This window comes from Micromonospora sp. NPDC049081, from assembly GCF_040648835.1.
GTDB classification, from domain to species: Bacteria; Actinomycetota; Actinomycetes; order Mycobacteriales; family Micromonosporaceae; genus Micromonospora; species Micromonospora antibiotica.
This window is the reverse complement of sequence record NZ_JBEZEK010000001.1, coordinates 188,358-210,097: the sequence shown is the minus strand read 5'-3', so window position 1 is coordinate 210,097 and position 21,740 is coordinate 188,358. Positions and strand designations below refer to the sequence as shown.

The window sequence follows — 21,740 nt, the reverse complement described above, 5'->3', positions numbered from 1 at the left end:
TCAGATCCCCCGGTCCCGGCGTTCGCTGCGGGCCTGCACCCCGATGAAGACCACGGCCACCACCACGATTATCACGGTGAGCACGGTGGAGATCGCCGAGCCGTATCCGACCTGGAGCTTCTTGAAGAACGTGTAGTAGGCGAAGTACGACGGCACGTTGGTGGCGTTCTCCGGGCCGCCCCGGGTCAGCGCGTAGATCGGCCCGAACACCTTCAGCGCGGCGATGGTGCAGGTCAGGGCGACCACGAAGGTCTCCGGCCGGATCTGCGCCAGGGTGATCGCCCGGAACCGGTGCAGCCAGTTCGCCCCGTCGACCTCGGCCGCCTCGTACAGCTCCGGGTCGACCCGCTGCAACGCCGCCATGAACACGACCACCGGGTAGCCGATCTGCACCCAGATCATCACCGCCATCACCGCCGGCAGCGCGGTGTCCGGGTCGCCCAACCAGTCGTGGCGCAGCGCCCCGAGACCGATCGCGTCGAGCGTGCTGTTGAACGCGCCGTCGGGGCGCAGGATCCAGCCCCAGACGATGCCGGCGACCACCACGGGCAGCACCTGCGGCAGATAGAACGCGGCCCGCAACGCCGCCGCCGTCCGGGGCCGGAACCGCCGCCCGACGACGTCGAAGAGCACCGAGGCGAGCAGCAGCCCGACCAGGGTCGGCACCACCACCATCGCGACGATCATCGCCACGGTGTTGCGGAACGATGCCCAGAACACCTCGTCGTGCAGCAACCGCTGGTAGTTGTCCAGCCCGACGAAGGTGGGGTCGCCGACGCCTGACCACCGGGTCAGCGACAGGTAGCCGGTGCCGACCAGTGGCACGCCGATGACCAGGATGAACAGCACCGCTCCGGGGAGCAGGTAGAGCCAGTACGCCGCGTCGCGGCCACGCGGTCGGCGGCGGGACGCAGGCGCAGGCGTGGGGGTGGGGGTCGCCGCCGGTGGTGTGCCGGCGACGGTGTCGGGGACTGCCATGCAGGATCCTTCCCGGCGGGGCGGGCGGGCGTGCCGGTCGTACCGGGCACGCCCGCCGCTCGCCGTGTCACTTGCCGGTGATCTCCTTGACGCCGTCGGCGTACGGCTTGGCGATCGTGTCGAGCACCTGGTCGGGGGACTTGGATCCGTTGATCAGCGCCTGGAACCCGCCGACCAGCACGTCGTAGTAGCCGGGCACCGGCCAGTCCGGGTAGAAGGCCAGGCCGTCCTGCTTGCTGACCGTGTTGAAGTCCTCGATGAGCTTGCGGTCCTTCGGGTCGGCGATCCTGGCGGGGTCGCCGGCCACCGGGATGCCACCGTTGTTGCCGATCAGGTCCTGGACCTCAGGGCGCAGGGTGATGTCGATGAAGTCGTACGCCAGGCTCTTGGCCTTGCTGTTGGTCGGGACGACCCAGATGTTGCCGGACGAGCCGGCGTTGAGGGTGTTGCCCGGGAACAGGAAGGTGTCCCAGTTGGCCTTCATCTCGGCCTTGAACCGGCCGTACCACCAGCTGCCCGAGACGATCATCGGGGTCTTGCCCGCGATGAAGGCGGTGCCCATGTCCTCGGCCTTGAGGCTCGACGAGTCCTTGGCGACGTAGCCCTTGCGCACCCAGTCGGCGAAGGTGTCCGCGCCGTACTTCAGCGGGTCGGCGCGGAAGTCGACCGGGTTCTTGTAGAGCTGGTAGTTGTCGACGAACTGCCGGTCGGCCTTTGCCAGGGCCAACTGGTAGAACAGCTGCCCGGCCGGGTATTCCGCGCCGGCCATGCCCAGCGGGGTGATGCCCTTGCCGACGAAGGTGTCCATCGCGGCGGTCAGCTCCGCCATGGTGGTGGGCACCGTGACGCCGTTACGGTCGAACAGGTCCTTGTTGTAGTAGACCGTGACGTACTCCCCGTAGTTCGGCACGCCGAACCAGTTGCCCGAGCCCATCACGCCCTTGTCGCTGTACCGCGCGGTGGTCTGGAGGCTGGGGCTGAGCTTGCCGGCCCAACCGCGCTTCTCGGCCTCGCCGCTGAGGTCGGTGAGCAGTCCCTGCGACGACAGCAGGCCGGCCGTCGCGTTGCCCTTGTTGTACTCCATGATGTCCGGACCCTCGGACGAGTTGATGATCATGCCGGCGTTCTGCTGGATCTGCTCGAACGCCTTGCGCTCGAAGCGCACCTCGACGCCCGGGTGTTCGGTCTTGAAGATCTCGATGGCCTTGTCCCAGCCGACCCCCATCGCGCTGTTCTCGCCCTCGTAGTGCCAGAGCTTGAGGGTCTTGGCCCCGCTGTCGTCACCGCTGTCGTCGCCCCCGCAGGCGGCCACGGTGGTCGTCGCGGTCGCCGCCAGGGCGATCGCGGCGACGATCCGGCGGAATCGCTGCATTGCTATCCTCCTCGTTGAGTATCGAGCCCGGTACTTCACTGGGTCCGTCGTCGCGTTGCCGCGCGGCGACGGGCCGTTTTACCTGGTCAACCCCCATCGGGGTGACGGCTTCGTGGTGCTGCGGTCGATCCCCGGATCTCCAGCGCGCACGGCAGCAACTGCTGGTGGCGCTCGTCACCGGCCCCGTCCAGGTGGCGCACCAGGGCCTCGACCGCGATCCGGCCCAGCGCCGAACCGGGGGACGTCATCGCGGTCAGCGCCGGGGTGGCCAGCTCGGCGACCTGCGGCGAGGTGACCATCGAGACGACCGACACGTCGTCGGGCACGGCCAGCCCCCGCCCGGTCAGCTCGCCGAGGATGCCGAAGACCGCCGTCTCGTTCATCGCCAGCACGGCCGTCAGGCCCGGCGTCCGTGTGATGGCGGCGGCCAACGCGGCCCGGCCACCGGCGGCGCTGTCCTGCGCCGGGATCATGACCGGTGCCAGGCCGTGGCCGGTCATCGCCGTGACGAAGGCGTCCCGGGTCCGCAGCGCCGGCCCGTAACCGCTGGCCAGGGTCTCGGCCGAGTGGTTGACGTAGACGATCTGCCGGTGTCCCAGGCCGACCAGGTACGCCACCGCCTCCCGTACGGTCTGCTCGAAGTCGATGTCGACGTAGGAGAGCCCGGCGGTGTCCCCGGTGCGTCCGATCAGCACCAGCGGCACCCCGGCCTGCTGGAGCGCGCCGACCCGCTCGTCGGCGAGCTGCACCTCCATCAGCACGACGCCGTCGAACATCCGCTGGCTGGCCAGCCGACGCAGCCCGTCGAGGTCGCCGCCCCCGCCGACGGGTGACAGCACCAGGTGGTAGCCGACGGCGCTGGCCGCCGCGGCGGCCCCGGTGACGAACGCCGTCTCGGTCGCCCCGAGGCCGCGCTCGTCCATCGGCAGCAGCAGGCCCAGGATCCGGCTGCGGCGACTGGCCAGACCCCGGGCCATGGCGTTGGGCTGGTAGTCGAGCTGGGCCATGGCGGCGAGCACCTTGGCCCGGGTGCCCTGGGAGATCGGCCGGGCTCCGGTGAGCACGTAGGAGACGGTGCTGACCGAGACCTGCGCCAGGCGGGCGACGTCCTGCATGGTGGCCACCGCGCACCTCCTCCGGCAGGCAGGGAACCGTGTTCGCCGGCTCGTCGAAGCGGTTCGACGAAGCGGTTCGACAGACGCTAGACCCGGTGTTACGGCGACGTCAATAGCCGATGTCGGAAGCGGTCAGCTCGGCACTTCCCGCCTGTGCCGCCCGCCCGGTGGTCGGCCGCGTCCTCCCGCGTCGACGCCGGGTGGCCTGGGACGGCGCCCTGGCCACCCGGCGCCGGCGGTGACCGGACGCCGGCGCAACGGCGGCACACCCGGGGAGTTCCGCTACCCGAGAACCAGCTGTCCCAGTTCCTGGGTGCATCGGGTGAGCGCGACGTAGAGGCCGTTCCAGCCGCGCGGCCCGGCGGCGATGCCCTGGGGATCGATGAGGAGCGCCGCATCCCACTCCAGGCCCTTGGACTGCACCGCGGTGAGCACCGGGACGTCAGCCAGTGCGGCGTGGAGTTCGGCGATGCGGTCGGCGGGGGCGATGACGCCCACCGTGCCGCCGTGCCACCGCTGCTGCAACTGTCGCACCGCCCGGGCGGCGGTGTCGGCAAGCTCCGCAGGGGCGACCGTGAGGACCCAGGGGTCGATGCCGCAGGAACGCACCGCCCGGGGCGGGGAGTTGTGGCTACCGGCCCGCCTCAGGACGGGCCCGGTGAGGTCCATGACCTCGCGCGGGGTGCGGTAGCAGATGGTCAGCTCCGCAGCGGTCCACCGCTGTCCGAAAGCCGCCTGCACCGCCTGTGCCCAGGTGGTGTGCCGGTGCGCCGCCTCCGTCTGATCGATGTCGCCGACCGCCGTGACGGAACGGCTGGGACAACGCCGCAGCACCATCTGCCACTGCATCTCGGACAGCTCCTGCGCCTCGTCGATGACGACGTGGCCGTACACCCAGCCGCGCTGCCGGCGAGCGTGGTCGGCGACGAACTCGCCCTGCGGCGGCGGGGCTTCGACCTCGCCCAGCAGGTCGGCGACCGCGTCGAGCAGGGGGATGTCGCTCGAAGCCCACGGCGCGGGCTCCGTCGCGACGGCGGTGATCTCCGCCGCGGACAACTGGGGGGCGAAGCGGGCGAGCAGGGCGCGGTCGGTCACCAGACCCCGCAACAGGTCTTCGGCGTCGAGGGTGGGCCACCATGCCTCGACGAACCGGGCGATGCTCGCGTTCTCCGCGATTCGACCACGGAGGGCGTCGATCTCTTCCTCGGAGAGCAGCCCGTCGACGTCACTGCCGGTGGGCCCACCGGCGGACCGGTGGTCGTGCTGCATGCTCCGGTCGACGCGGGCGAGGATGTCCTCGAAGCCCTCGTCCATCGCGTTCACCAGCGCCTCGCGTTGATCGACGACGGCTTCGGTCAGGAGGTGGTGCAGCTGCTCGGCGCACGCCTGACGGGCCCGGTGATAGGGGCGTCCCCGCACCGAGGCGAGTACCTGGGCGACCGTCCCGGCGGGGATGGCGTAGAACTCGCCCTCCCAGCGCAGCGTCAACTCGCGGGGCTGCGGGAACAGCGAGCCGACGTAGTTCTCGAGCGCGGCCTGCCAGAGGGCCCGGCCCTTGATCTCGGCGAGGGTCCGGCTCTCGTCGCGGCCCACGCGGATGTCGGGCAGCAGGGTGTCGCAGGTCGCCGAGACGACGGCGGTCTCACCGAGGGCGGGCAGCACCTGGGCGATGTACTGGAGGAACCGCGGGGAGGGGCCGAGGACCAGGACCGCCTGGTCTGCCATTGCCGAGTGGGCGAACAGCAGGTAGGCGACGCGGTGCAGGGCCACCACGGTCTTGCCGGTGCCGGGACCGCCCTGCACGATCAGCGGGCCGGTCGCCTCCGCCCGGATGATGTCGTCCTGTTCGCGTTGCAGCGTGGAGATCGCCGCCGACATGTGACCGGTGCGCCGCTGGTCCAGGGCGGCCAGCAGCGCCCCCTCACCGACGAGTTCCGCTGTCATGGTCCCGTCCAGCGGCTCGTCGTCCACCCCGACGACCACCGGTCCCGTCGTGCGGATGTGCCGCCGTCGTGCCTGCCCCTGCGGGTCGACAGCGGTCGCGGTGTAGAACGGCCGGGCCGCGGGAGCGCGCCAGTCCAGCAGCAGCGGCTCACCGTCCTCGTCGTCGTTGCGCAGGCCGACCCGGCCGACGTGCCGCACGGTGCCGTCAAGACCGTCGAGGCGGCCGAAGACCAACCGTTCCTGCGCTCGCCGCAACTGCTCGTACTGCTGGCGGAGCATGCGCAGCCGCGCCCGTTCCAACACGTCCAGGGCAGCTGAGGAAAGCTCGGCCTGTAGATGGTCGACAAGACTGTCGCGCCGCGCCACGGCCGAGTCGAGGAACTCCTGTTCCTCGGCGACCGCGGCTCGGCGCGCGGCCTCCGCTGCGGGGGAGGTTGGTGCTCCACTGCGGGTAATTGCCGTGGTGACGTCAGCGATGCCATTGTCCAGAGCAGATTTCCGACGCATTCGCAGATCCTCGGACTGGTTCTTTTCCTGCTACCCGACCGGCCGCAGGTATTTCGGCGACAAGCATAGGGTCGCGGTCTCGTCGGCGTGCCGTGAAATCGGCGGCGGAGACAAGCGTCTCAATACCTCACAGTTTCTTGCCGATTGTGGCCTCATCCCATCTGGACGGGTCGTGCCGGCCCCTTCGCGGGCGGGTGCCGGTGGCGGGGATCCCTGCGTGGGTGGTCGTCGACGACGTGGTGCGGGGCCGCTGGGCCGGCCCGGCGCGACCCCCGCCGGCGTCGGCTGTCGAGGAGGGGCGGCCGACGGGGGCCGGCGGCCACAGGCGTTGACAGACTTCGATGCCTGCGTTAACTTCTGGGAAAACATGAATGCAATGATCTCGACATTTTTGTCGACGTCTCGCCGCGTCGGCATCACGCTGCCCGACGCCCGACCCAGGGAACTGTCGTGACCACTTCGTTCGCCTCCGTACAGAATCCGTCCACCCTCCGCCGACTGGCGTTGATCTCCCTGTCGGTCGTGCTGGTGGTCGCCGGCATCGTTCAGGGACCGCCGTCGGCGTCGACGGCCGCACCGAGGGTCGCGGCGACGCCCACCACCCCGCCCGGGTCCTACCCCGGCCCGGGTCGGGTGACCGGGGACGTCGGGGTGCACGACCCGACGGTCGTACTCCGTCCCGGTGGGGGTTACCTGCTGGCCCACACCGGCGACAACATCGCGCTCAAGACCTCCACTGACCGGATCGCGTTCCGCAACGCGGGCACGGTGTTCCCCGGCGGCGCACCGTGGACGACGACGTACACCGGGGGCAGTCGTAACCTCTGGGCGCCGGATCTGTCCTACCGTGACGGCCGGTACTGGTTGTACTACTCGGCCTCGACGTTCGGCTCCAACCGGTCGGCGATCTTCCTGGCCACGAGCACCACCGGGGCCTCGGGGAGTTGGACCAACCAGGGTCTGGTGATCGAGTCCCGGACGTCGGACGACTTCAACGCCATCGACCCCAATCTGGTGGTCGACGCTTCCGGCAGGTGGTGGTTGAGCTTCGGGTCGTTCTGGTCCGGTATCAAGATGGTGTCGTTGAATCCGGCGACCGGGAAACGCGCCGACACGACCGTGCGGAGCATCGCGGGCCGCAACGGGGGTGCCATCGAGGCGCCGGTGATCGTGCGGCACGGCGCCTACTACTACCTGTGGGTGTCGTTCGACAGGTGCTGTCAGGGGGCGGCGAGCACCTACCGGGTCATGGTGGGCAGGTCGACCTCGGTCACCGGCCCGTACGTCGACCGTAACGGGGTGGCGATGACCGCCGGTGGCGGCACCCAGGTCCTCGCCGGACACGGCAGCATCCACGGCCCCGGTCACCAGGCGGTGTTCACCGACACCGACGCCGAAGTCCTCGTCTACCACTACTACGCCGACAACGGCACCTCACTGCTGGGCGTCAACCTGCTCGGCTACGACAACGCCGGCTGGCCGTTCGTCTACTGACGGCGACCACGATCCGACGGTGCGCCCCCGGTCAGGATGGCGACGGTCGGGGGCCGCCGTCCAGCGCGGCGGTGAGGCGGGCGGCGACCGCGGCCACGGCGGCCCGCAGCTCGGGACCCTCCTCGACGGTGAAGTCGAACGGGACGGCGGCCAGCCACTCCTGGGCGTACATCCGGGCGTTGGTCGTGCTGCCGGTCAGGACGCACCGGTCGCCGGCAGGCTCCAGGCGGCCCATCGTCGGCCGGACCCACGGTGCCACCCGCTCGTAGGGCTCGTGGAACACCACCCGGGTCGGGTACTTCCACCCGGAACCCAGGTGCGCCTCCAGGGTGGCCACGGGGTCGAGGTCGTCGGGCGGGATGAACCGTTGCGGCAGGTGCCGCACGGCCCGGATCCGGTCGATGCGGTACGTGCGGATCGCGCCCGCCCGGTGCGAGTGGCACAGCAGGTACCAGCGGCCGAAGCGCACCACCACCGCCCACGGGTCGACCACGGCCTCCCAGGACTCGCCGCCTTCGGTCGTGTAGGTGAAGGCCACCTGGTGGTGGTCGGCCACGGCCGCCACCAGCGTGCTCGTCGTGGTGGGATCGGCGTGCGCCGACCGTCGGTCGGAGGCGGCTGCCGCGTACGCCCGCAGTGCCGCCGCCTGCCGTCCGACGCTGTCGGGCAGCGCCCGGATGAGTTTGCTGAGCGCGGACCCGACCAGGCCGTCGGCGTCGATCGCGGCCGGTTGCCCGTCGAGAACGGCCATGACCAGGCCGATGACCTGCTCCTGGGTGAAGACGACGGCCGGCAGCCGGGCGCCCCGGCCGAGGCGGTAGCCGCCGTAGGGCCCGCGCACGGACTCGACCGGGATGCCCGCCTCGCGGAGGATCCCGACATAGCGGCGCGCGGCGCGTTCGGTCACGCCGAGACCGGCGGCCAGCTCCTCGGCGGTCGTACCCGGGCGGTCCCGCAGGATGTCGAGCGTCCGCAGGGCACGGGCGGTGGGGCTGTCGGCATTCTCCACGCACCGGACGGTACCGGAAGTGGAACGTCCGGAATCGACGCTACGTTGTCGTCATGACTGATGAACAGATCGTGCTCGTCGGCGGCCTGTGGCTCGACGCCTCGGCGTGGGACGGCGTCGTCGCCGAGTTGACCCGGGTGGGGCGACACGCGGTGGCGGTGGACCTGCCGGGCCAGGGCGACGGGAACACGGCGGCGACGCTCGACGACCAGGTTGCCGCGGTGCTGGCCGTCGTGGACGCGGCACCGGCGGGGTCGGTGGTGGTGGGGCACTCGGCCTCCTGCGCCCTGGCCTGGTTGATCGCCGACGCGCGGCCCTCGACGGTCGCCCGGGTCGTGCTGATCGGCGGTTTCCCGCAGGCCGACGGGGACCTGTACGCCGACTTCTTCCCGATCGAGGACGGGGCGATACCGTTCCCCGGCTGGGCGCCCTTCGAGGGCGCGGACGCGGCCGACCTCGACGAACGGGCGCGGGCGGAATTCCTGGCCACCGCCATCCCGGTGCCTGAGGGCGTGGCCCGGGGGATCGTCCGGCTGACCGATGCGCGGCGCTTCGACGTGCCTGTCGTCCTGGTGTGCCCCGAGTTCACCCCGGAGCAGGCCCAGGCGATGCTCGACGGGGGTGACCTGCCCGAACTCGCCAAGGCCCGGAAGGTCGACCTGGTCGACATCGACTCCGGGCACTGGCCGATGCTGAGCAGGCCGGTCGAGTTGGCCCGCATCCTGGCCGACCTCTGACGGACCCGGCAACAGTTCGACGACCCCGATCTCGGCGACGACGACACGGCGGTACCGGGCGACGGTGAACGGGGGCGCACCGGCACGGTCGGGGACGTGCCTCGGGGCAGCGGCGGCTACCTCGCCCGTGGTGGGTGAGGTAGCCGTGCCGTGCCTCCCGGGCCCGGCGTGACCGGGCGGAGTGCGGTGGCCGGGGGGGCGGATCACGGTTTTCCGGCCGGGCCCGGCTAGAGGGTCGCGTCGGCGGCCTCCCGGATGAGGTCGGCCAGCATGGCGGCCTCCGGGATGGCCACCGTGTGCGAACCCCCGGGAATCTCCACCGTCCGCCGGGAGCCCGCCCGTTCGGCCATGAACCGGTGGGCCGCGACCGGGATGTTGAGATCCTCGCTGCCGAAGAGGAACCAGGACGGCAGCGACTGCCAGGCGGGCTCGCCGGAGGGCTCACCCAGGGCCGCCTCGGTGATCGGCCGCTGGGTCACCGCCATCACGGCGGCCTGCGCCGTCGTCGAGTCGGCGGCGAACTGCTGGTGGTAGCGGTCCTGCCGGATGTAGAGGTCGGTCGCCCCGCCCGGGAGCGTGACGGGGGCCAGCGTCTCACCCAGGGAGCTGCCGGGGAACCGACCGGCCAGGTCGGCGGCGCTCTCGCCGGCGAGGGGGGCGAAGGCCCCGACGTAGACCAGCGCGGTCACGCCGGCACCCGCCGCCGGCACGTTCGAGATCACCATTCCGCCGTACGAGTGGCCGACGAGGACGACCGGCCCGTCGATCCCGGTGAGCACCGCGCGCAGGTGGTCGGCGTCGTGCCGGACGCCGCGCAGCGGGTTGGCCACGGCCACCGCGGGGTAGCCGTCGTCGCGCAGTGCGGTGATCACCCCGGCCCAACTCGCCGATTCGGCGAAGGCGCCGTGGACGAGGACGACCGTCGGTCGGCCGGGCTGTGCGGTGGTGAGGGACATCGTCGGGTTCCTCCGGATAGTGGGCCGGGTGCCGGCTTCATTCTCGGACCACGGGCGTACCCCGGCGTGCGTCGACCGACCGGCTCACCCGGCCGGGTAACCGGGGTGGGGCGTCGACGGATGAGTCCGGGTACCGTAGCGGCGAGTCGAGAGGAACACGCCGTGGCCGATCAGCCCAAGCTCCTCGCCGCGACCGCGGTGGGTGTCACTACGACGGTGCCGCCGAGCGGCCCGGGTTGCGTCGAGTGTGAGTCCTCCGGTGGGTGGTGGTTCCACCTGCGCCGCTGCGCGTCCTGCGGCCAGGTCGGCTGCTGCGACTCCTCGCCGGGCCAGCACGCGACGGCGCACGCGGCCGCGACGGGGCATCCGGTGGTACGCAGTTTCGAACCCGGCGAGTCGTGGTTCTGGGACTACTCCGACGATCAGTTCTATGCCGCGGGTCCGGAGCTGGCCGGGCCGCAGTCGCGTCCGCCCGACCAGCCCGCCCCCGGCCCCGAGGGGCGGGTGCCGGAGGACTGGAAGCGCCGGCTGCACTGACTGTACGCATGCCGGGGGCGGCGGGTTTGGCGCTCAGGCCCGCCGGGCAGTACGCCGCAGTGGCCACCGCCGATGAGCCGACCGTCATCGAGTTCCGCCGTTCCCGGGGTCGTGAGGTCGGTTTCCTGGCCACCGCGCTCCCTGTGCTGGCGGTGGCGCTGGCGGTCGTCAACCTGGCCTCCGGCGACCCGTGGTGGGACGGGCTGTGGCTGCCGCTGACGTGGTTCCTGCTCTGGGGGTTCTTCCGGGGGGTGGCCCGTCCGCCGTCCACCGGCCAGAGGCCGGGGCTGCCCCTGCGGCTCACCGTGGACCACCTCCAGGTGGCGGGTCCGGGTGAGCGCACCCTGGCCATCGAGTGGTCGAATGTCGCGCGTGCCGAGATCAGCGGATGGTGGTACCCGGTCCTGGTGATCGAGCCGGCCGACCCGGACCGGACCCGCCCCCCGATCGCCCGGTGGGAGTGGGCGACGTACGGGCAGAGCCGGCCGTACGAGATCCGGGTCCCGCTGGTCTACCTGAGCCCCGGCCGTGACCAGCTGCGGCGCGAACTGGCCCGCCGCCTTCCCGCCTGACGTTCCGGCGTCACCGGCCGGCCATCGCGCGGCTCACCAGCGTCAATGGCTCGGGCCTGAGACCCGGAGTGTGTTCTCGGTTAGCAATATTGGTGAGAATGAATTGCGCGGGCGGTCTACCGAATTGTGTTCAAGGCTAGGCGCGACTTTCCGAAATGTGTAGAGTGGGCGCAGCGCCGCCCCGGTCGCCGTTCCGCCGCCCGGGGCACGAACAGCTCGGGGCAGGCCGGGGAGGGCCCGCCGGTGGCGGGGCGACTTTCCCGATGACTGCGCGGGCAGGAGCGGGCTGAGGCCATCCGATCAGGCAACCGTCCCCGGGCGCGTGCTGTACTGGCGTCCACACAGGACGGTTCTGCCCCTGGCCTCTCCCGGTGGGTCCCGGTGAGGCGAGACGGAGGAGACGGATGTCCATCGAGGACAGTGCGTTACGGTCCCGGCGCGGCTTTCTGGGAATGGGGGTGGGGCTGCTCGGTGCGGCCGGCCTGGCCGCCTGCGGAGGCACCGCACCGTCGACGCCCAGGGCGCAGGCCGAGGTCCCGAAGGAACTCGTCGACGCCGCGGTGGCGCTGAAGGGCTCCTCGCTGGGGATGCTGTCGCAGAAGCTGTACTCGGAGGCGGCGAACGCGGCGCTCGACGCCTCGATCAGGAAGTTCGCCGACACCACCGGCACCAAGATCGGCAACAGCCTGGTCCAGGCGGACGCCGGCGACGTGGTTGCCAAGATCCACGCCGAGGTCCAGGGTGGTGTGGCGCGTGACCTCGCGTTCATGACCGACTCGCGGTTCGTCGCCCAGTTCCAGGCGCTCGGCGACCTGGAGGACGTGACGGACGTCGTCCAGGCGCTGACGGCGACGTACGGCGAACCCACCGCCGAATCCAAGAACTTCTGCGTCTTCGACGGCAGGTGGTTCGCCATTCCCTACCACTTCATCGGGATCGGGTCGTTCCTGCGCAAGGACTGGATGCGCGACGAGGGCATCACCCCCAGGGACGTCTACACCTGGGAGGAGCTGCGGGACCTGTGCCTGGCGATCTCCGACCCCGGCAAGCGGCGGTTCGGCTGGGGCATGACCGTGAACCGCTCCGGTGACGCCAACGGCATGATCGAGGCGCTGATCAACTCCTACGGCGGGGCGATCGCCTCCAACGACGGCCGGAAGGTCACCTTCGACTCTCCCGAGACGGTGCAGGCGGTGACCTTCCTCGCCGACATCTACACCAACCCCCGCTACAAGCCGATGCTGCCGCCGGGAGTGGCCGCCTGGACCGACTCCAGCAACAACGAGAACTGGCTCGCCGGCATCCTCGGCTACACCCGCAACCAGTTCAGCGTCTACGCGGACTCCAAGACCAAGAAGAACCCCGTCTACGACAACACCCACGTCTTCGCCGACTGCACCGGCCCGGCCACCGACAAGTCCCTGCTGCTCGGCCAGTCCCAGGGCTTCGTCATCTTCAAGGGCGCCAAGAACGCCGCCCTGGCCAAGCTCCTGACGCAGTACCTGGTCACCGCGCCCGCCCTCGTGGGGGTGGCGAAGGAGGCGCCCGGTCTGGCGCTGCCGGCCTGGGAGAAGGTCTGGGACGCCGACCCGTTCTTCACCAGCGGCGACCCGGCCTTCCCCATCATGCGCAGGATCACCCAACAGCAGCTGCCGCTGTCGACCAAGAACGGCCTCAACTTCCCGCAGAAGGCCAGCGCGGGGCAGCAGGCCGCCGTCGGCGCCTACGTCCTCACCGACATGATGCAGCAGGTCATCCAGGGCACGCCGCCCGCGCAGGCCGTGCGGGCCGCGCACGCCAAGATGGTGCAGATCTTCACCCAGCAGGGGCTGCCGCAGTGACGTCGGTCCGCCCGGCGTCCGCCCCGGCGTCGCGGAGATCCTCGCCGCCGGAATCCCGATTCCGCATCGCGACCCGACGCCGGCTGGGCCGCGACTGGCGACTGGCGGCGCTGTTCCTGGCACCCACCGCCGTGCTGGTCGGCGGCCTCGTGCTCGTGCCGATCGCCTGGTCGGTCGTGACCAGCACGACGGAACGGCACGGGCAGCAGAGCGTGTTCGTCGGCCTGGCCAACTACCTCGCCCTCGCCGACGACGACCAGTTCCACACGGGCGTGGTGAACTCGTTCGTCTTCACCGCGTACGCCGAGGTGTTCAAGGCGGTGCTGGGGCTGGCCGCGGCCCTGCTGCTGCACCACCGACGGCGGGGACGGGCCGTGCTGGCCGGGCTGCTCCTGCTGCCGTGGGTGGTGCCGACGGTGGTCACCGCGTTCAGTTGGCGCTCGCTGCTCGACCCGATCTTCGGCAGCGTCAACCTGCTGCTCACCGAGTCGGGGATCGGGCCGCTGCTGGTCAGCGCGCACCTGGTCGACAGTTGGCCGGCGGGCTGGCTGTCCGAGCCGTCGCTGGCCATGCCGTCGGTGATCGGCGTCAACGTGTGGAAGGGGGTGCCGTTCTTCACCGTCGCCTTCCTCGCCGGACTGAAGGCCATCCCCACCGACCTGTACGAGGCGGCGACCGTCGACGGTGCCTCGCCGTGGCGGCGGTTCGTCCACGTGACGCTGCCCGGACTGCGCCACGTGATCACCGTGACGGTCACCCTGTCGTCGATCTGGACGTTCAACAACTTCGACCTCATCTGGCTGCTGACCCAGGGCGGCCCCGGCGACGCGACGGCACCGTACGTGCTGGTCGCGTACTCGAAGGCGATCCTGCAACTGCAGTACGGCGCGGGAGCGGCGGTCACCCTCGTCATGCTGCCGGTCATCGGCTCGCTGGTGTTCGTGCTGGTCCGCCTGTTACGCCGGGACTCGGGCGTGGCGCCGCCCCGACGTTCCCGCAAGCCCCGGCCGGACCGCTCGGCCCACGCCACCCGTACGGTCCGCACCGCACTGCCGTGGGTCGTCGCGGTGATCGCCGCCGCCCTGCTGGCCTGGGCGTCACCGCACATCTTCTGGAAGGCGGCCGTCGTCCTCGGGGTCTTCCTCCTGGTCGCGGCGGTGGTCGGCCGGGTGGTCTCGGCCCTCGGGGCCCGGGGGCGTCGCCGGGCGTCGTCGCTGGTGTCGGGGCTGGCGTCCTGGGTCGCCCTGGCCGGGCTGCTCCTGTTCGTCCTGGCCCCGCTGTACTGGATCGTCGTCACGGCCTTCAAGTCCGACGGTCAGATCGTCATGCACGACCGCGACCTGTGGCCGACGCCGTGGAGCCTGCAACAGTTCACCGACCTCTTCGCCACCAAGCCGTTCGGCCGCTGGTACCTCAACACGGTGCTGGTGTCCGTGGCGTCCACCGTGGTCGCGCTGGTCTGCGCCGCCCTCGCCGGCTACGCCCTGGCCCGGCTGCGGTTCCGGGGGGCGCAGGGCTTCACCGTCACGGTGCTGGTGACCTACGTGATGCCGGGCGCGCTGCTGTTCATCCCGCTCTACCAACTGCTCATCGGGGTGCGGCTCACCGACTCGCTGTGGTCGCTGGTCGTGACCTACCCGACCTTCACCCTGCCGTTCGCCACCTGGCTGCTGGCCGGGTACTTCGCGTCGATCCCCGTCGAGTTGGAGGAGGCCGCGCTGGTCGACGGCTGCACCCGGTTCCAGGCGTTCCTGCGGGTGATGCTGCCCCTGGCCAAGCCGGGACTGCTGGCGGTCGCGTTGTTCACCCTGACCAACGCCTGGAACGAGTTCCTCTTCGCCTTCGTGTTCATCACCAAGGACGAGTACAAGACCCTCCCGGTGGGGATGCAGTCGATGATCACCGGGGACGTCGTGCCGCAGGGGCAGCTCGCCGCCGCGTCGCTGCTGGTCAGCATCCCCGTAGTGATCATGTACGCCTTCGGGCAGCGCTTCCTGACCGAGGGGCTCACCGCCGGGGCGGTGAAGGGCTGACCGGGGCGGTCGGCCCGTCCGGCCCGTCCGGGGCCGGTCGCCGGGAGCGCCGCCGGTCGGCCGCCCAGCAGGTCAGCAGTGTCGCGACGGCGATCAGCAGCAGGACGACCGCGAGGTTACGGCCGTAGGGCAGCGGCAGCACCGACGGGTCGTCCGGCGGCCGGCCGACACCGAGGACGAGCGGAAACGCCACGACGGTGACCGTGGCGGCACTGATCACGCCGGCCCGCACCACCGGCCGGTGACGTTGCGGGACCCACCGGGCGAGCAGCGCGCCGACGCCCAGCAGCCCGGCCATCCAGACGAGGTCGTGCCCGGCCAACACCCCGGCCAGGAAGAGCAGCACCCCGGCCGGCCGCAGGTCGGGGTCGGCGAGCGCGCCCACCACGGCGTACCCGATCAGCAGGGTGCCGACCGCGACGAGCGCCACCCGGGTCCTCACGACGCCTCCCGGACGGTGAGCCGACCGACCCACTTGGTCTGCAACACACCGGGCCGGTTCGGGGCGATCAACCGGGCCGGGTAGCCGTGGTCGGGGTGCAGGGGTGCCCCACCCAACCGCAGCGCGATCAGCGTCAACGGGTCACGCACGTGCGCCGCCCCGACGGTCGACGTGCGGTAGCGGCCGGCCGTCTCCAACGACTCGACCAGCACCGTCGCCCGGTCCGGGTCGACGCCCACCAACGCGACCAGGTCCCGCAGTCGTACGCCGGTCCACCGCCCGGTGGCGCTCCACCCCTCCACACAGGCGATCGGCAGCTCGGCGGTGTGCTGCGGCAGGGCGCGCAGCGCGGCGAGATCCAGTTCGGTACGCCGGTGGGGACCCTCGACCACCAGCCGGTACGCCGGGTCGAGCGCCTGGGCGCGGACCCCGGCGCGGTGGGCGGTCTTGTTGACCGGCAGCCCCTGCGGCCCGACGTCCGGTCGGCGGGGCGCGAGCACCGCCAGGGCGGACAGCGGGCGGACGGTCTGCCCGACGGTGGTCAGGGTGACCAGCCCGGCCGCGGCGGCGATCCCACCGAGCAACCCGCGTCGGCTGAGCCGCTCCCGCGCAGATTCGGCGGTGGTCGGGCCGAGCGCAGCGCGTACCGCAGGCAACTGCACGCCGACGTGCACCAGCAGCGCACCGACCGACAACCACGCCACCCGGTAGTGCCCGGCGGTGAAGAAGAACGGCATCGGCGCGTACCAGCGGGCGACGTTGAGGACGCCGCCGATCACCTGGAACAGCGCCGCCGCGACCAGCACGGCGACGCTGGCGCGTTCGAGCGCGTGGGCGAGCGACCGGACCGGCGGCCAGCGGAACAGGTGGTGGTAGACCGACCACAGCTTGGCCCCGAGCAGCGGCACCGTGGCCAGCCCGGTCGCCACGTGCAGGCCCTGGGTGAACCGGTAGAGGCCCACCGGGCGGGACGGCCACGGCAACCAGCCGGGCGGGTGCTGGATCAGGTGACTGAGCAGCCCGGTCAGGAAGCAGACGGCGAACGCCACCCCGAGCGCGACGCCGAGCTGGCTGGTCAACCGGGTCGACCGTAACGGGGACGGGAAACCGTCAGGCCGCAGCGGCCCGCGCCGCAGCGCCCCGGGCGGGGCCGGCAGGGGTGCCGACCACCGTCGGGCGAACCGCCGCAGCGCGGCCGGCCGGCCGGTCACCGGGGGGTGAGGGTGGCGAACCACCGGCCCGCCTCCGTCCAGGTGTCGTGCACCCGCAGCGCGGTGCCCCCGGCCAGCACGGAAAGGTCGTCGAGGGGTACGCAGGCCCACGGCAGCGGGCTGCCGACACCACCCGGGGTCTGCACCATGGCCGTGCCGGACCAGGCCGGCGTGCCCGGCGGCGCGAACTCGGCGTGCAGGTGGCCGTCGGCGGCCAGCAGCCGACGACACCGCCGCAGCAGCCGGTACGGGTCACCGCCGATGCCGACGTTGCCGTCGGCCAGCAGCAGGTGCGGCCAACGCCCGGCACCCGGCACCGGGCCGAAGACGTCGCGTTGCAGCGCGACGGCACCGCGTTCCCGGGCCAGCCGGACGGCGGTGGCGCTGACGTCGATGCCGAGCGCCGGCTGCCCGGCGTCGATCAGCGCGCCGGTGAGCCGCCCGGGGCCGCAACCGACGTCGAGGGTGGGTCCGGTGCAGCGCCGCAGCAGGGTCGCGTCCCCGGCGATGGCGTCCCGGCACCAGCCGGCCGGGTCGAACCGGTGCACGCCACCGCTCGGGTGCCGGGCGGTGAACGCGGCGGGGACACCCGACGCGGCCCGGTCGAATACGGCATCGAAGAGGGTCACCGCGTTCACCGGGCGACCGCCGTGGGGGACGGCACGTCGCGGGCGACGGCCACGGTGAACCGGCTGCCCGGCGGGCACACCGCGGCCACCGCGTGGGCGTCGGCGGCGGTGTCCACGTCCCGCAGTCGGGGCAGCAGGTGGACCCGCAGACCGAGGCGGCGCAACGCGGCCAGGGTGAGCTGCCCGGTGCTCGGCAGAGAGGTGGGGATCGCGCGCAGGACCGAGGCGTGGCCGGGCTCGCGTAGTCCCAGCGTCCACCAGCCGCCGTCGTCGGCCGGACCGAACACCGCGTCCGGCCCGTCCGGCCGGCGCAGCAGGTCCAGTGCGGCGTCGAGGTGGGCGGCGGTGAGCTGCGGGGTGTCCATGCCGATCAGCAGGGTGGCCGTGCCCGCCGTGCGGGTGTCGGCGAACGCGTGGGCGAGGCGGTCGCCGAGCGGGCCGCCCCGTTGGGCGAGCCTCGTGAAGCCCTGGGGGGCCGGGTGGTCGCCGTCGACGACCAGGACCCGGGTGCCGGCCGTGGCCGTGGCGACGGTGTCGAGGGTGTCGGCCAACGCCGCCGCGGCCACCCGGGCGGCCTGGACCGGAGTGCAGGGCGGGCAGAGCCGGGTCTTGACCCGGCCGGGCTCCGGGGTCTTGGCCAGCACCAGCACCTGCGGTGCGCGGGACCCGGGAACGTGCGACTGTCGGGGGACGTTCACCGGGCCAGCACCGCGCTCATGTCGCGGACGGCGCGGGCGGTGCCGAGCACCGTGCCGGTCACCTTCGACCGAGTCCCGGCCGCCCTCGGGTGGTAGTCGACGTCGATCTCGACCACCCGCCAGCCGGCCCGACCGGCCGAGATCAGCAGCTCCAACGGGTAACCGAAACGGCGGTCACGCAGCCCCAACGCCAGCAGGTCGGCCCGGCGGACGGCCCGGATCGGCCCGATGTCGTGGACGTCGAGGCCGGTGGTCCGGCGCAGCCGGTGCGCCAGCAGGGCGTTGGCGACCCGGGCGTGCAGGGGCCACACGCCGCGTGCGGTGGGGCGTCGCCGGCCGGTGCCCAACTCCGCCTCGCCGGCCCGGACGGGATCGGCCAGCCGGGGCAGCTGCGCCGGATCGAACGACCCGTCGGCGTCCAGCACACACACCACCCCGTCGACCGGGTCGGCCGCCAGGACCCCGGCGTGCACGGCGGCACCGTACCCGGGTTCGGTCACGCTGATCACCTCGACGCCGCAGGCGCGGGCCACCGCCGCCGAGCCGTCGGTCGAGCCGTTGTCCACCACGATCGGCCGGTAGCCGGCCGGCATCCGGGCCAGCAGGTCGGGCAGGGCCGGGGCCTCGTTGCGGCAGGGAAGAACCACGTCGGTCATGCTGCGGACGCTAGGACACGATCCGGCCGGAAGTTCTTACCTGCTGATGACGGAATCCGGGGCACCGGCGACCCGCGCACGGAGTTCTTACGAACCGCTGACGGGCCGTCGCGGCCGGGGCACGGCGACGCGTCCCGGCCCTACCGTCGGCGGGTGACTCACGTACTCGTGACCGGCGGCGCCGGTTTCATCGGCACCCACGTGGTGACCGCCCTGCACGATGCCGGCCACCGGGTGACGATCGTGGACTGCGGTCATCCCGGTGCGCACCGCCGGCCGTTGCCGGACACGGTGGCGGGCGCCCCGGTCGTCCGGCTCGACGTGCGCGACGGGCCGGGCGTCGCCGGGGTCCTGGCCGGTGTCGACGCGGTGGTGCACCAGGCGGCCATGGTGGGACTCGGCGTCGACCTGGACGACCTGCCCGAGTACGTCGGCTGCAACGACCTCGGCACCGCCGTCCTGCTCGCCGCGATGGCCCGGGCGGGCGTGCACCGGTTGGTGCTCGCCAGCTCCATGGTGGTCTACGGCGAGGGCGCCTACGTCTGCGCCGGACACGGCCCGGTGCGCCCCGGGCCGCGTACCGTCGCCGACCTGGCCGCCGGCCGCTTCGAGGCGACCTGTCCGAGCTGCGGCGTCGCCGTCACGCCGGGCCTGGTCGACGAGGACGCCCCGCTGGACCCCCGCAGCGGGTACGCCGCCACCAAGGTCGCCCAGGAGCACCTCACCGCCGCGTGGGCCCGGCAGACCGGCGGCGCGGTGGTGGCGTTGCGCTACCACAACGTCTACGGGCCGGGGATGCCCCGGGACACCCCGTACAGCGGGGTCGCGGCGATGTTCCGTTCGGCGCTAGAGGCGGGGCAGGCACCGCGGGTGTTCGAGGACGGCGGCCAGCGCCGCGACTTCGTGCACGTCCGCGACGTGGCGGCGGCCAACCTCGCCGCCCTGGACGCGACCGGTACGGGCACCGGTTGGCGGGCGTACAACGTGGCCTCCGGCCGGCCGGCCACCATCGGCCAGTTGGCCACGGAGCTGGCCCGAGCTGCCGGCGGGCCGTCGCCGGTGGTCACCGGCGAGTTCCGGCTGGCCGACGTGCGGCACGTGGTCGCCTCGCCCACCCGGGCCGAGACCGAACTCGGCTTCCGGGCCGTGGTGGGACTCGCCGACGGGATCGCGGAGTTCGCCCACGCGCCGCTGCGCGGGTGAGCGGCATCCCGCGTCGCCCCGAGCGGGCGGGCCCCCTGTCGCCCGCGAGCGGCCCCCCGTCGCCCGCGAGCGGCACCCTGTGCGGTGGGCCGGTGGGTGCGGGTGGTCCGCCGGGTGGCCGTGCGGCGGAGCCGGGTGACCCCCCGGGCCACCGCGCCCCGGGCGACCGTCCGCGCCCGTCGGGTGACACCCCGCGCCACCGGCCGCCGCGCGCCGACCTGATCGCCGTCGCTGCCGCGTTCGGCCTGTTCGCGGTGGCCTCCGTCACCGGCGGCCTGCTCTACCTGTGGGGACGCCCGGTGCATGCCACCTCGGCGCCGCTGTTCGCGCAGTGGCTGCCGCACGTCGGCCCCGGCACCCCGCTGGCCCTGCTGGTGGCCGCGCTGGTCTGGTGGCGCGGGCCCGCCCTGGCCGCCCGGCTGGCCTGGCGAGGGCTGCTCGCGGTCTCCTACGCCGCCGCCGTGGCCTGGACGCTGTCGCTGGCCCTGGTCGACGGCTGGCGGCGCGGCGTCGCCGGTCGGCTGACCACCACCTACGAGTACCTGCACGAGGTCCCGGGCGTCACCGACATCCCCGCCATGCTGGCCGGGTTCAGCGGTCGGATCCTCGGCCTCCAACCGGACTCCTGGACCACCCACGTGTCCGGTCACCCACCGGGGGCCCTGCTCGTCTTCGTCGTCCTCGACCGGATCGGGTTGTCCGGCGGCGGCTGGGCCGGGGTGCTGTGCATCCTGGTGGCGGCCCTCGTCGCCGTCGCCGTGCCGCACACCGTACGGCTGCTCGGCACCGACGAGGCGGCCCGTGCGGTGGTGCCGTTCGTGGTGCTGTTCCCCGGGGCGGTCTGGTCCGGGGTGTCCGCCGACGGGTTGTTCGCCGGGGTGACCGCCACTGCGGTGGCCCTGCTGGCGTACGGCGTCATCCGGGGGCGTGCGCTGGGCGCGGTCGGCGGTGGCGCCCTGTTGGCGTTCGGCTGCTACCTCTCCTACGGGCTGGTCCTGATGGCGCCGGTCGCGTTGGCCGTCGTCGTGCTGGCCGGCCGACGCTGGCGCACCGTGGGCTGGGCGTTCGTCGGGGCGGTGCCGGTCGCCGCCGCGTTCACCGTCGCCGGCTTCTGGTGGCCCACCGGTTACGACCTCGTCATCGAGCGCTACTACCAGGGTCTCGCCTCCGACCGGGCGTACGCCTACTGGGTCTGGGCCGACCTCGCGGTGGTCGTCGTGGCCGCCGGTCCCGTGGTGGCCGTGATCCTGCGGCGCGCGGTGCCGGCCGGGTGGCGGGCCGTTTCTCGGCGGCACCGGGACGGCGTGCGGACTGCCGACCGGCGGCCGGGGGTGGTGCACGCCAGCTGGCTGCTGCCGCTGGCCGCCACGGCGGTGATCCTCGCCGCCGACCTGTCCGGCTACAGCAAGGCCGAGGTCGAACGCATCTGGCTGCCCTTCATGGTCTGGCTGATGGCGGGGGCGGCCCTGATCCCGCCCGCCGACCGCCGTGGCTGGTTGGCCGCGCAGGCGGCGGTGGCGCTCACGATCAACCACCTGCTGCTGACGGTCTGGTAGACCACCCGGCGGCGACCCCCCACACCGCTGACGCAGCGGCCGACGACCGTGTCGTCGGCCGCTGTTGCCGGCTGCCCGAGGGCGCAACGGCTCAGCGGCGTGCCGGTCACCGCCGTCACCGAGGGAGCCGGGGGGACTTCTTACCGAACCATGACGGGGCCGGCGACCGTTGACCGTCGACCGGGTGCCGGCCCGTACCGGGTGGAGACAGCAACATCACCGGAGCCGTTCGCGGCTTTGAGGAGATTCC

At 72.5% G+C, this 21,740-nt stretch carries 19 protein-coding genes; 8 read left to right on the top strand and 11 right to left on the bottom strand.

What is annotated here, in order from left to right; genetic code table 11:
* From AB0B63_RS00610 to AB0B63_RS00595, 4 genes are all read right to left on the bottom strand, one after another.
* A complete protein-coding gene (locus AB0B63_RS00610) occupies nucleotides 1–978 on the bottom strand; it encodes a sugar ABC transporter permease (protein ID WP_357013339.1) in 978 nt (325 codons plus the stop codon).
* A 67-nt stretch (nucleotides 979–1,045) separates the two neighbouring features.
* On the bottom strand, nucleotides 1,046–2,350 hold the full coding sequence (locus tag AB0B63_RS00605; RefSeq protein WP_219463342.1) for an extracellular solute-binding protein: 1,305 nt from the start codon (nucleotides 2,348–2,350) through the stop codon (nucleotides 1,046–1,048).
* A gap of 86 nt (nucleotides 2,351–2,436) precedes the next feature.
* Entirely contained in the window at nucleotides 2,437–3,465 is a 1,029-nt protein-coding gene (locus AB0B63_RS00600) for a LacI family DNA-binding transcriptional regulator (protein ID WP_357014348.1), read from the bottom strand.
* Nucleotides 3,466–3,747: 282 nt separating this feature from the next.
* A complete protein-coding gene (locus AB0B63_RS00595) occupies nucleotides 3,748–5,916 on the bottom strand; it encodes a UvrD-helicase domain-containing protein (protein ID WP_357013335.1) in 2,169 nt (722 codons plus the stop codon).
* 450 nt (nucleotides 5,917–6,366) lie between these two features.
* Between AB0B63_RS00595 and AB0B63_RS00590 the strand changes: the two genes are divergently transcribed.
* Nucleotides 6,367–7,410 (top strand): arabinan endo-1,5-alpha-L-arabinosidase, encoded by a 1,044-nt coding sequence (locus tag AB0B63_RS00590; RefSeq protein ID WP_357013333.1) that lies wholly within the window; start codon nucleotides 6,367–6,369, stop codon nucleotides 7,408–7,410.
* 31 nt (nucleotides 7,411–7,441) lie between these two features.
* Here AB0B63_RS00590 and AB0B63_RS00585 read toward each other — a convergent pair whose 3' ends face one another.
* The gene (locus tag AB0B63_RS00585; RefSeq protein ID WP_357013331.1) at nucleotides 7,442–8,419 is read right to left on the bottom strand and encodes a WYL domain-containing protein; all 978 of its coding nucleotides are present in this window, start codon (nucleotides 8,417–8,419) and stop codon (nucleotides 7,442–7,444) included.
* A 53-nt stretch (nucleotides 8,420–8,472) separates the two neighbouring features.
* Here AB0B63_RS00585 and AB0B63_RS00580 point away from each other — a divergent pair, with 53 nt between their 5' ends.
* Entirely contained in the window at nucleotides 8,473–9,156 is a 684-nt protein-coding gene (locus tag AB0B63_RS00580; RefSeq protein WP_357013329.1) for an alpha/beta hydrolase, read from the top strand.
* A 227-nt stretch (nucleotides 9,157–9,383) separates the two neighbouring features.
* On the opposite strand, the gene AB0B63_RS00575 is transcribed toward AB0B63_RS00580, so the two are convergent.
* Nucleotides 9,384–10,112: an alpha/beta hydrolase gene (locus tag AB0B63_RS00575; RefSeq protein WP_357013326.1), complete on the bottom strand. Its 729-nt coding sequence runs from the start codon at nucleotides 10,110–10,112 to the stop codon at nucleotides 9,384–9,386.
* A 162-nt stretch (nucleotides 10,113–10,274) separates the two neighbouring features.
* Here AB0B63_RS00575 and AB0B63_RS00570 point away from each other — a divergent pair, with 162 nt between their 5' ends.
* The 4 genes from AB0B63_RS00570 to AB0B63_RS00555 all read left to right on the top strand — a co-directional run bounded on the left by AB0B63_RS00570 (nucleotide 10,275) and on the right by AB0B63_RS00555 (nucleotide 15,095).
* Nucleotides 10,275–10,649, top strand: coding sequence for a UBP-type zinc finger domain-containing protein (locus AB0B63_RS00570; RefSeq protein WP_307799270.1), 375 nt, complete (start codon nucleotides 10,275–10,277; stop codon nucleotides 10,647–10,649).
* 26 nt (nucleotides 10,650–10,675) lie between these two features.
* Nucleotides 10,676–11,221, top strand: coding sequence for a hypothetical protein (locus AB0B63_RS00565; protein ID WP_357013323.1), 546 nt, complete (start codon nucleotides 10,676–10,678; stop codon nucleotides 11,219–11,221).
* A 404-nt stretch (nucleotides 11,222–11,625) separates the two neighbouring features.
* Complete coding sequence (locus AB0B63_RS00560) at nucleotides 11,626–13,062, top strand: extracellular solute-binding protein (RefSeq protein WP_357013319.1); 1,437 nt, start codon at nucleotides 11,626–11,628, stop codon at nucleotides 13,060–13,062.
* A 176-nt stretch (nucleotides 13,063–13,238) separates the two neighbouring features.
* Nucleotides 13,239–15,095 (top strand): ABC transporter permease subunit, encoded by a 1,857-nt coding sequence (locus AB0B63_RS00555; RefSeq protein ID WP_357013317.1) that lies wholly within the window; start codon nucleotides 13,239–13,241, stop codon nucleotides 15,093–15,095.
* On the opposite strand, the gene AB0B63_RS00550 is transcribed toward AB0B63_RS00555, so the two are convergent.
* The 5 genes from AB0B63_RS00550 to AB0B63_RS00530 are packed head-to-tail and all read right to left on the bottom strand — an operon-like array spanning nucleotide 15,070 to nucleotide 18,731.
* Complete coding sequence (locus AB0B63_RS00550; RefSeq protein WP_208567569.1) at nucleotides 15,070–15,537, bottom strand: hypothetical protein; 468 nt, start codon at nucleotides 15,535–15,537, stop codon at nucleotides 15,070–15,072. The genes AB0B63_RS00555 and AB0B63_RS00550 overlap by 26 nt on opposite strands.
* Nucleotides 15,534–16,748 carry a molybdopterin-dependent oxidoreductase gene (locus AB0B63_RS00545; RefSeq protein WP_357013315.1) on the bottom strand — a complete coding sequence of 405 codons (1,215 nt, stop codon included), beginning with the start codon at nucleotides 16,746–16,748 and terminating at the stop codon, nucleotides 15,534–15,536. Before AB0B63_RS00545 ends, AB0B63_RS00550 begins: the two co-directional genes overlap by 4 nt.
* Nucleotides 16,745–17,386 (bottom strand): class I SAM-dependent methyltransferase, encoded by a 642-nt coding sequence (locus AB0B63_RS00540; protein WP_357013312.1) that lies wholly within the window; start codon nucleotides 17,384–17,386, stop codon nucleotides 16,745–16,747. Before AB0B63_RS00540 ends, AB0B63_RS00545 begins: the two co-directional genes overlap by 4 nt.
* Nucleotides 17,383–18,075: a TIGR04282 family arsenosugar biosynthesis glycosyltransferase gene (locus AB0B63_RS00535; protein ID WP_357013310.1), complete on the bottom strand. Its 693-nt coding sequence runs from the start codon at nucleotides 18,073–18,075 to the stop codon at nucleotides 17,383–17,385. The genes AB0B63_RS00540 and AB0B63_RS00535 overlap by 4 nt, the downstream gene beginning before the upstream one ends.
* Complete coding sequence (locus AB0B63_RS00530; RefSeq protein WP_208567566.1) at nucleotides 18,072–18,731, bottom strand: glycosyltransferase family 2 protein; 660 nt, start codon at nucleotides 18,729–18,731, stop codon at nucleotides 18,072–18,074. The genes AB0B63_RS00535 and AB0B63_RS00530 overlap by 4 nt, the downstream gene beginning before the upstream one ends.
* Before the next feature lie 153 nt (nucleotides 18,732–18,884).
* Here AB0B63_RS00530 and AB0B63_RS00525 point away from each other — a divergent pair, with 153 nt between their 5' ends.
* On the top strand, nucleotides 18,885–19,934 hold the full coding sequence (locus AB0B63_RS00525) for an NAD-dependent epimerase/dehydratase family protein (protein ID WP_307799266.1): 1,050 nt from the start codon (nucleotides 18,885–18,887) through the stop codon (nucleotides 19,932–19,934).
* Between the two features lie 92 nt (nucleotides 19,935–20,026).
* On the top strand, nucleotides 20,027–21,490 hold the full coding sequence (locus AB0B63_RS00520; RefSeq protein WP_357013305.1) for a hypothetical protein: 1,464 nt from the start codon (nucleotides 20,027–20,029) through the stop codon (nucleotides 21,488–21,490).
* The last annotated feature ends 250 nt before the right edge of the window (nucleotides 21,491–21,740 follow it).

Excerpts from the sequence above, each read along its gene's own strand:
- AB0B63_RS00605 (WP_219463342.1), bottom strand. The coding sequence starts at position 2,350 with ATGCAGCGATTCCGCCGGATCGTCGCCGCGATCGCCCTGGCGGCGACC.
- AB0B63_RS00530 (WP_208567566.1), bottom strand. The coding sequence starts at position 18,731 with ATGACCGACGTGGTTCTTCCCTGCCGCAACGAGGCCCCGGCCCTGCCC.
- AB0B63_RS00560 (WP_357013319.1), top strand. The coding sequence starts at position 11,626 with ATGTCCATCGAGGACAGTGCGTTACGGTCCCGGCGCGGCTTTCTGGGA.
- AB0B63_RS00575 (WP_357013326.1), bottom strand. The coding sequence starts at position 10,112 with ATGTCCCTCACCACCGCACAGCCCGGCCGACCGACGGTCGTCCTCGTC.
- AB0B63_RS00580 (WP_357013329.1), top strand. The coding sequence starts at position 8,473 with ATGACTGATGAACAGATCGTGCTCGTCGGCGGCCTGTGGCTCGACGCC.
- AB0B63_RS00610 (WP_357013339.1), bottom strand. The coding sequence starts at position 978 with ATGGCAGTCCCCGACACCGTCGCCGGCACACCACCGGCGGCGACCCCC.
- AB0B63_RS00595 (WP_357013335.1), bottom strand. The coding sequence starts at position 5,916 with ATGCGTCGGAAATCTGCTCTGGACAATGGCATCGCTGACGTCACCACG.
- AB0B63_RS00600 (WP_357014348.1), bottom strand. The coding sequence starts at position 3,465 with ATGCAGGACGTCGCCCGCCTGGCGCAGGTCTCGGTCAGCACCGTCTCC.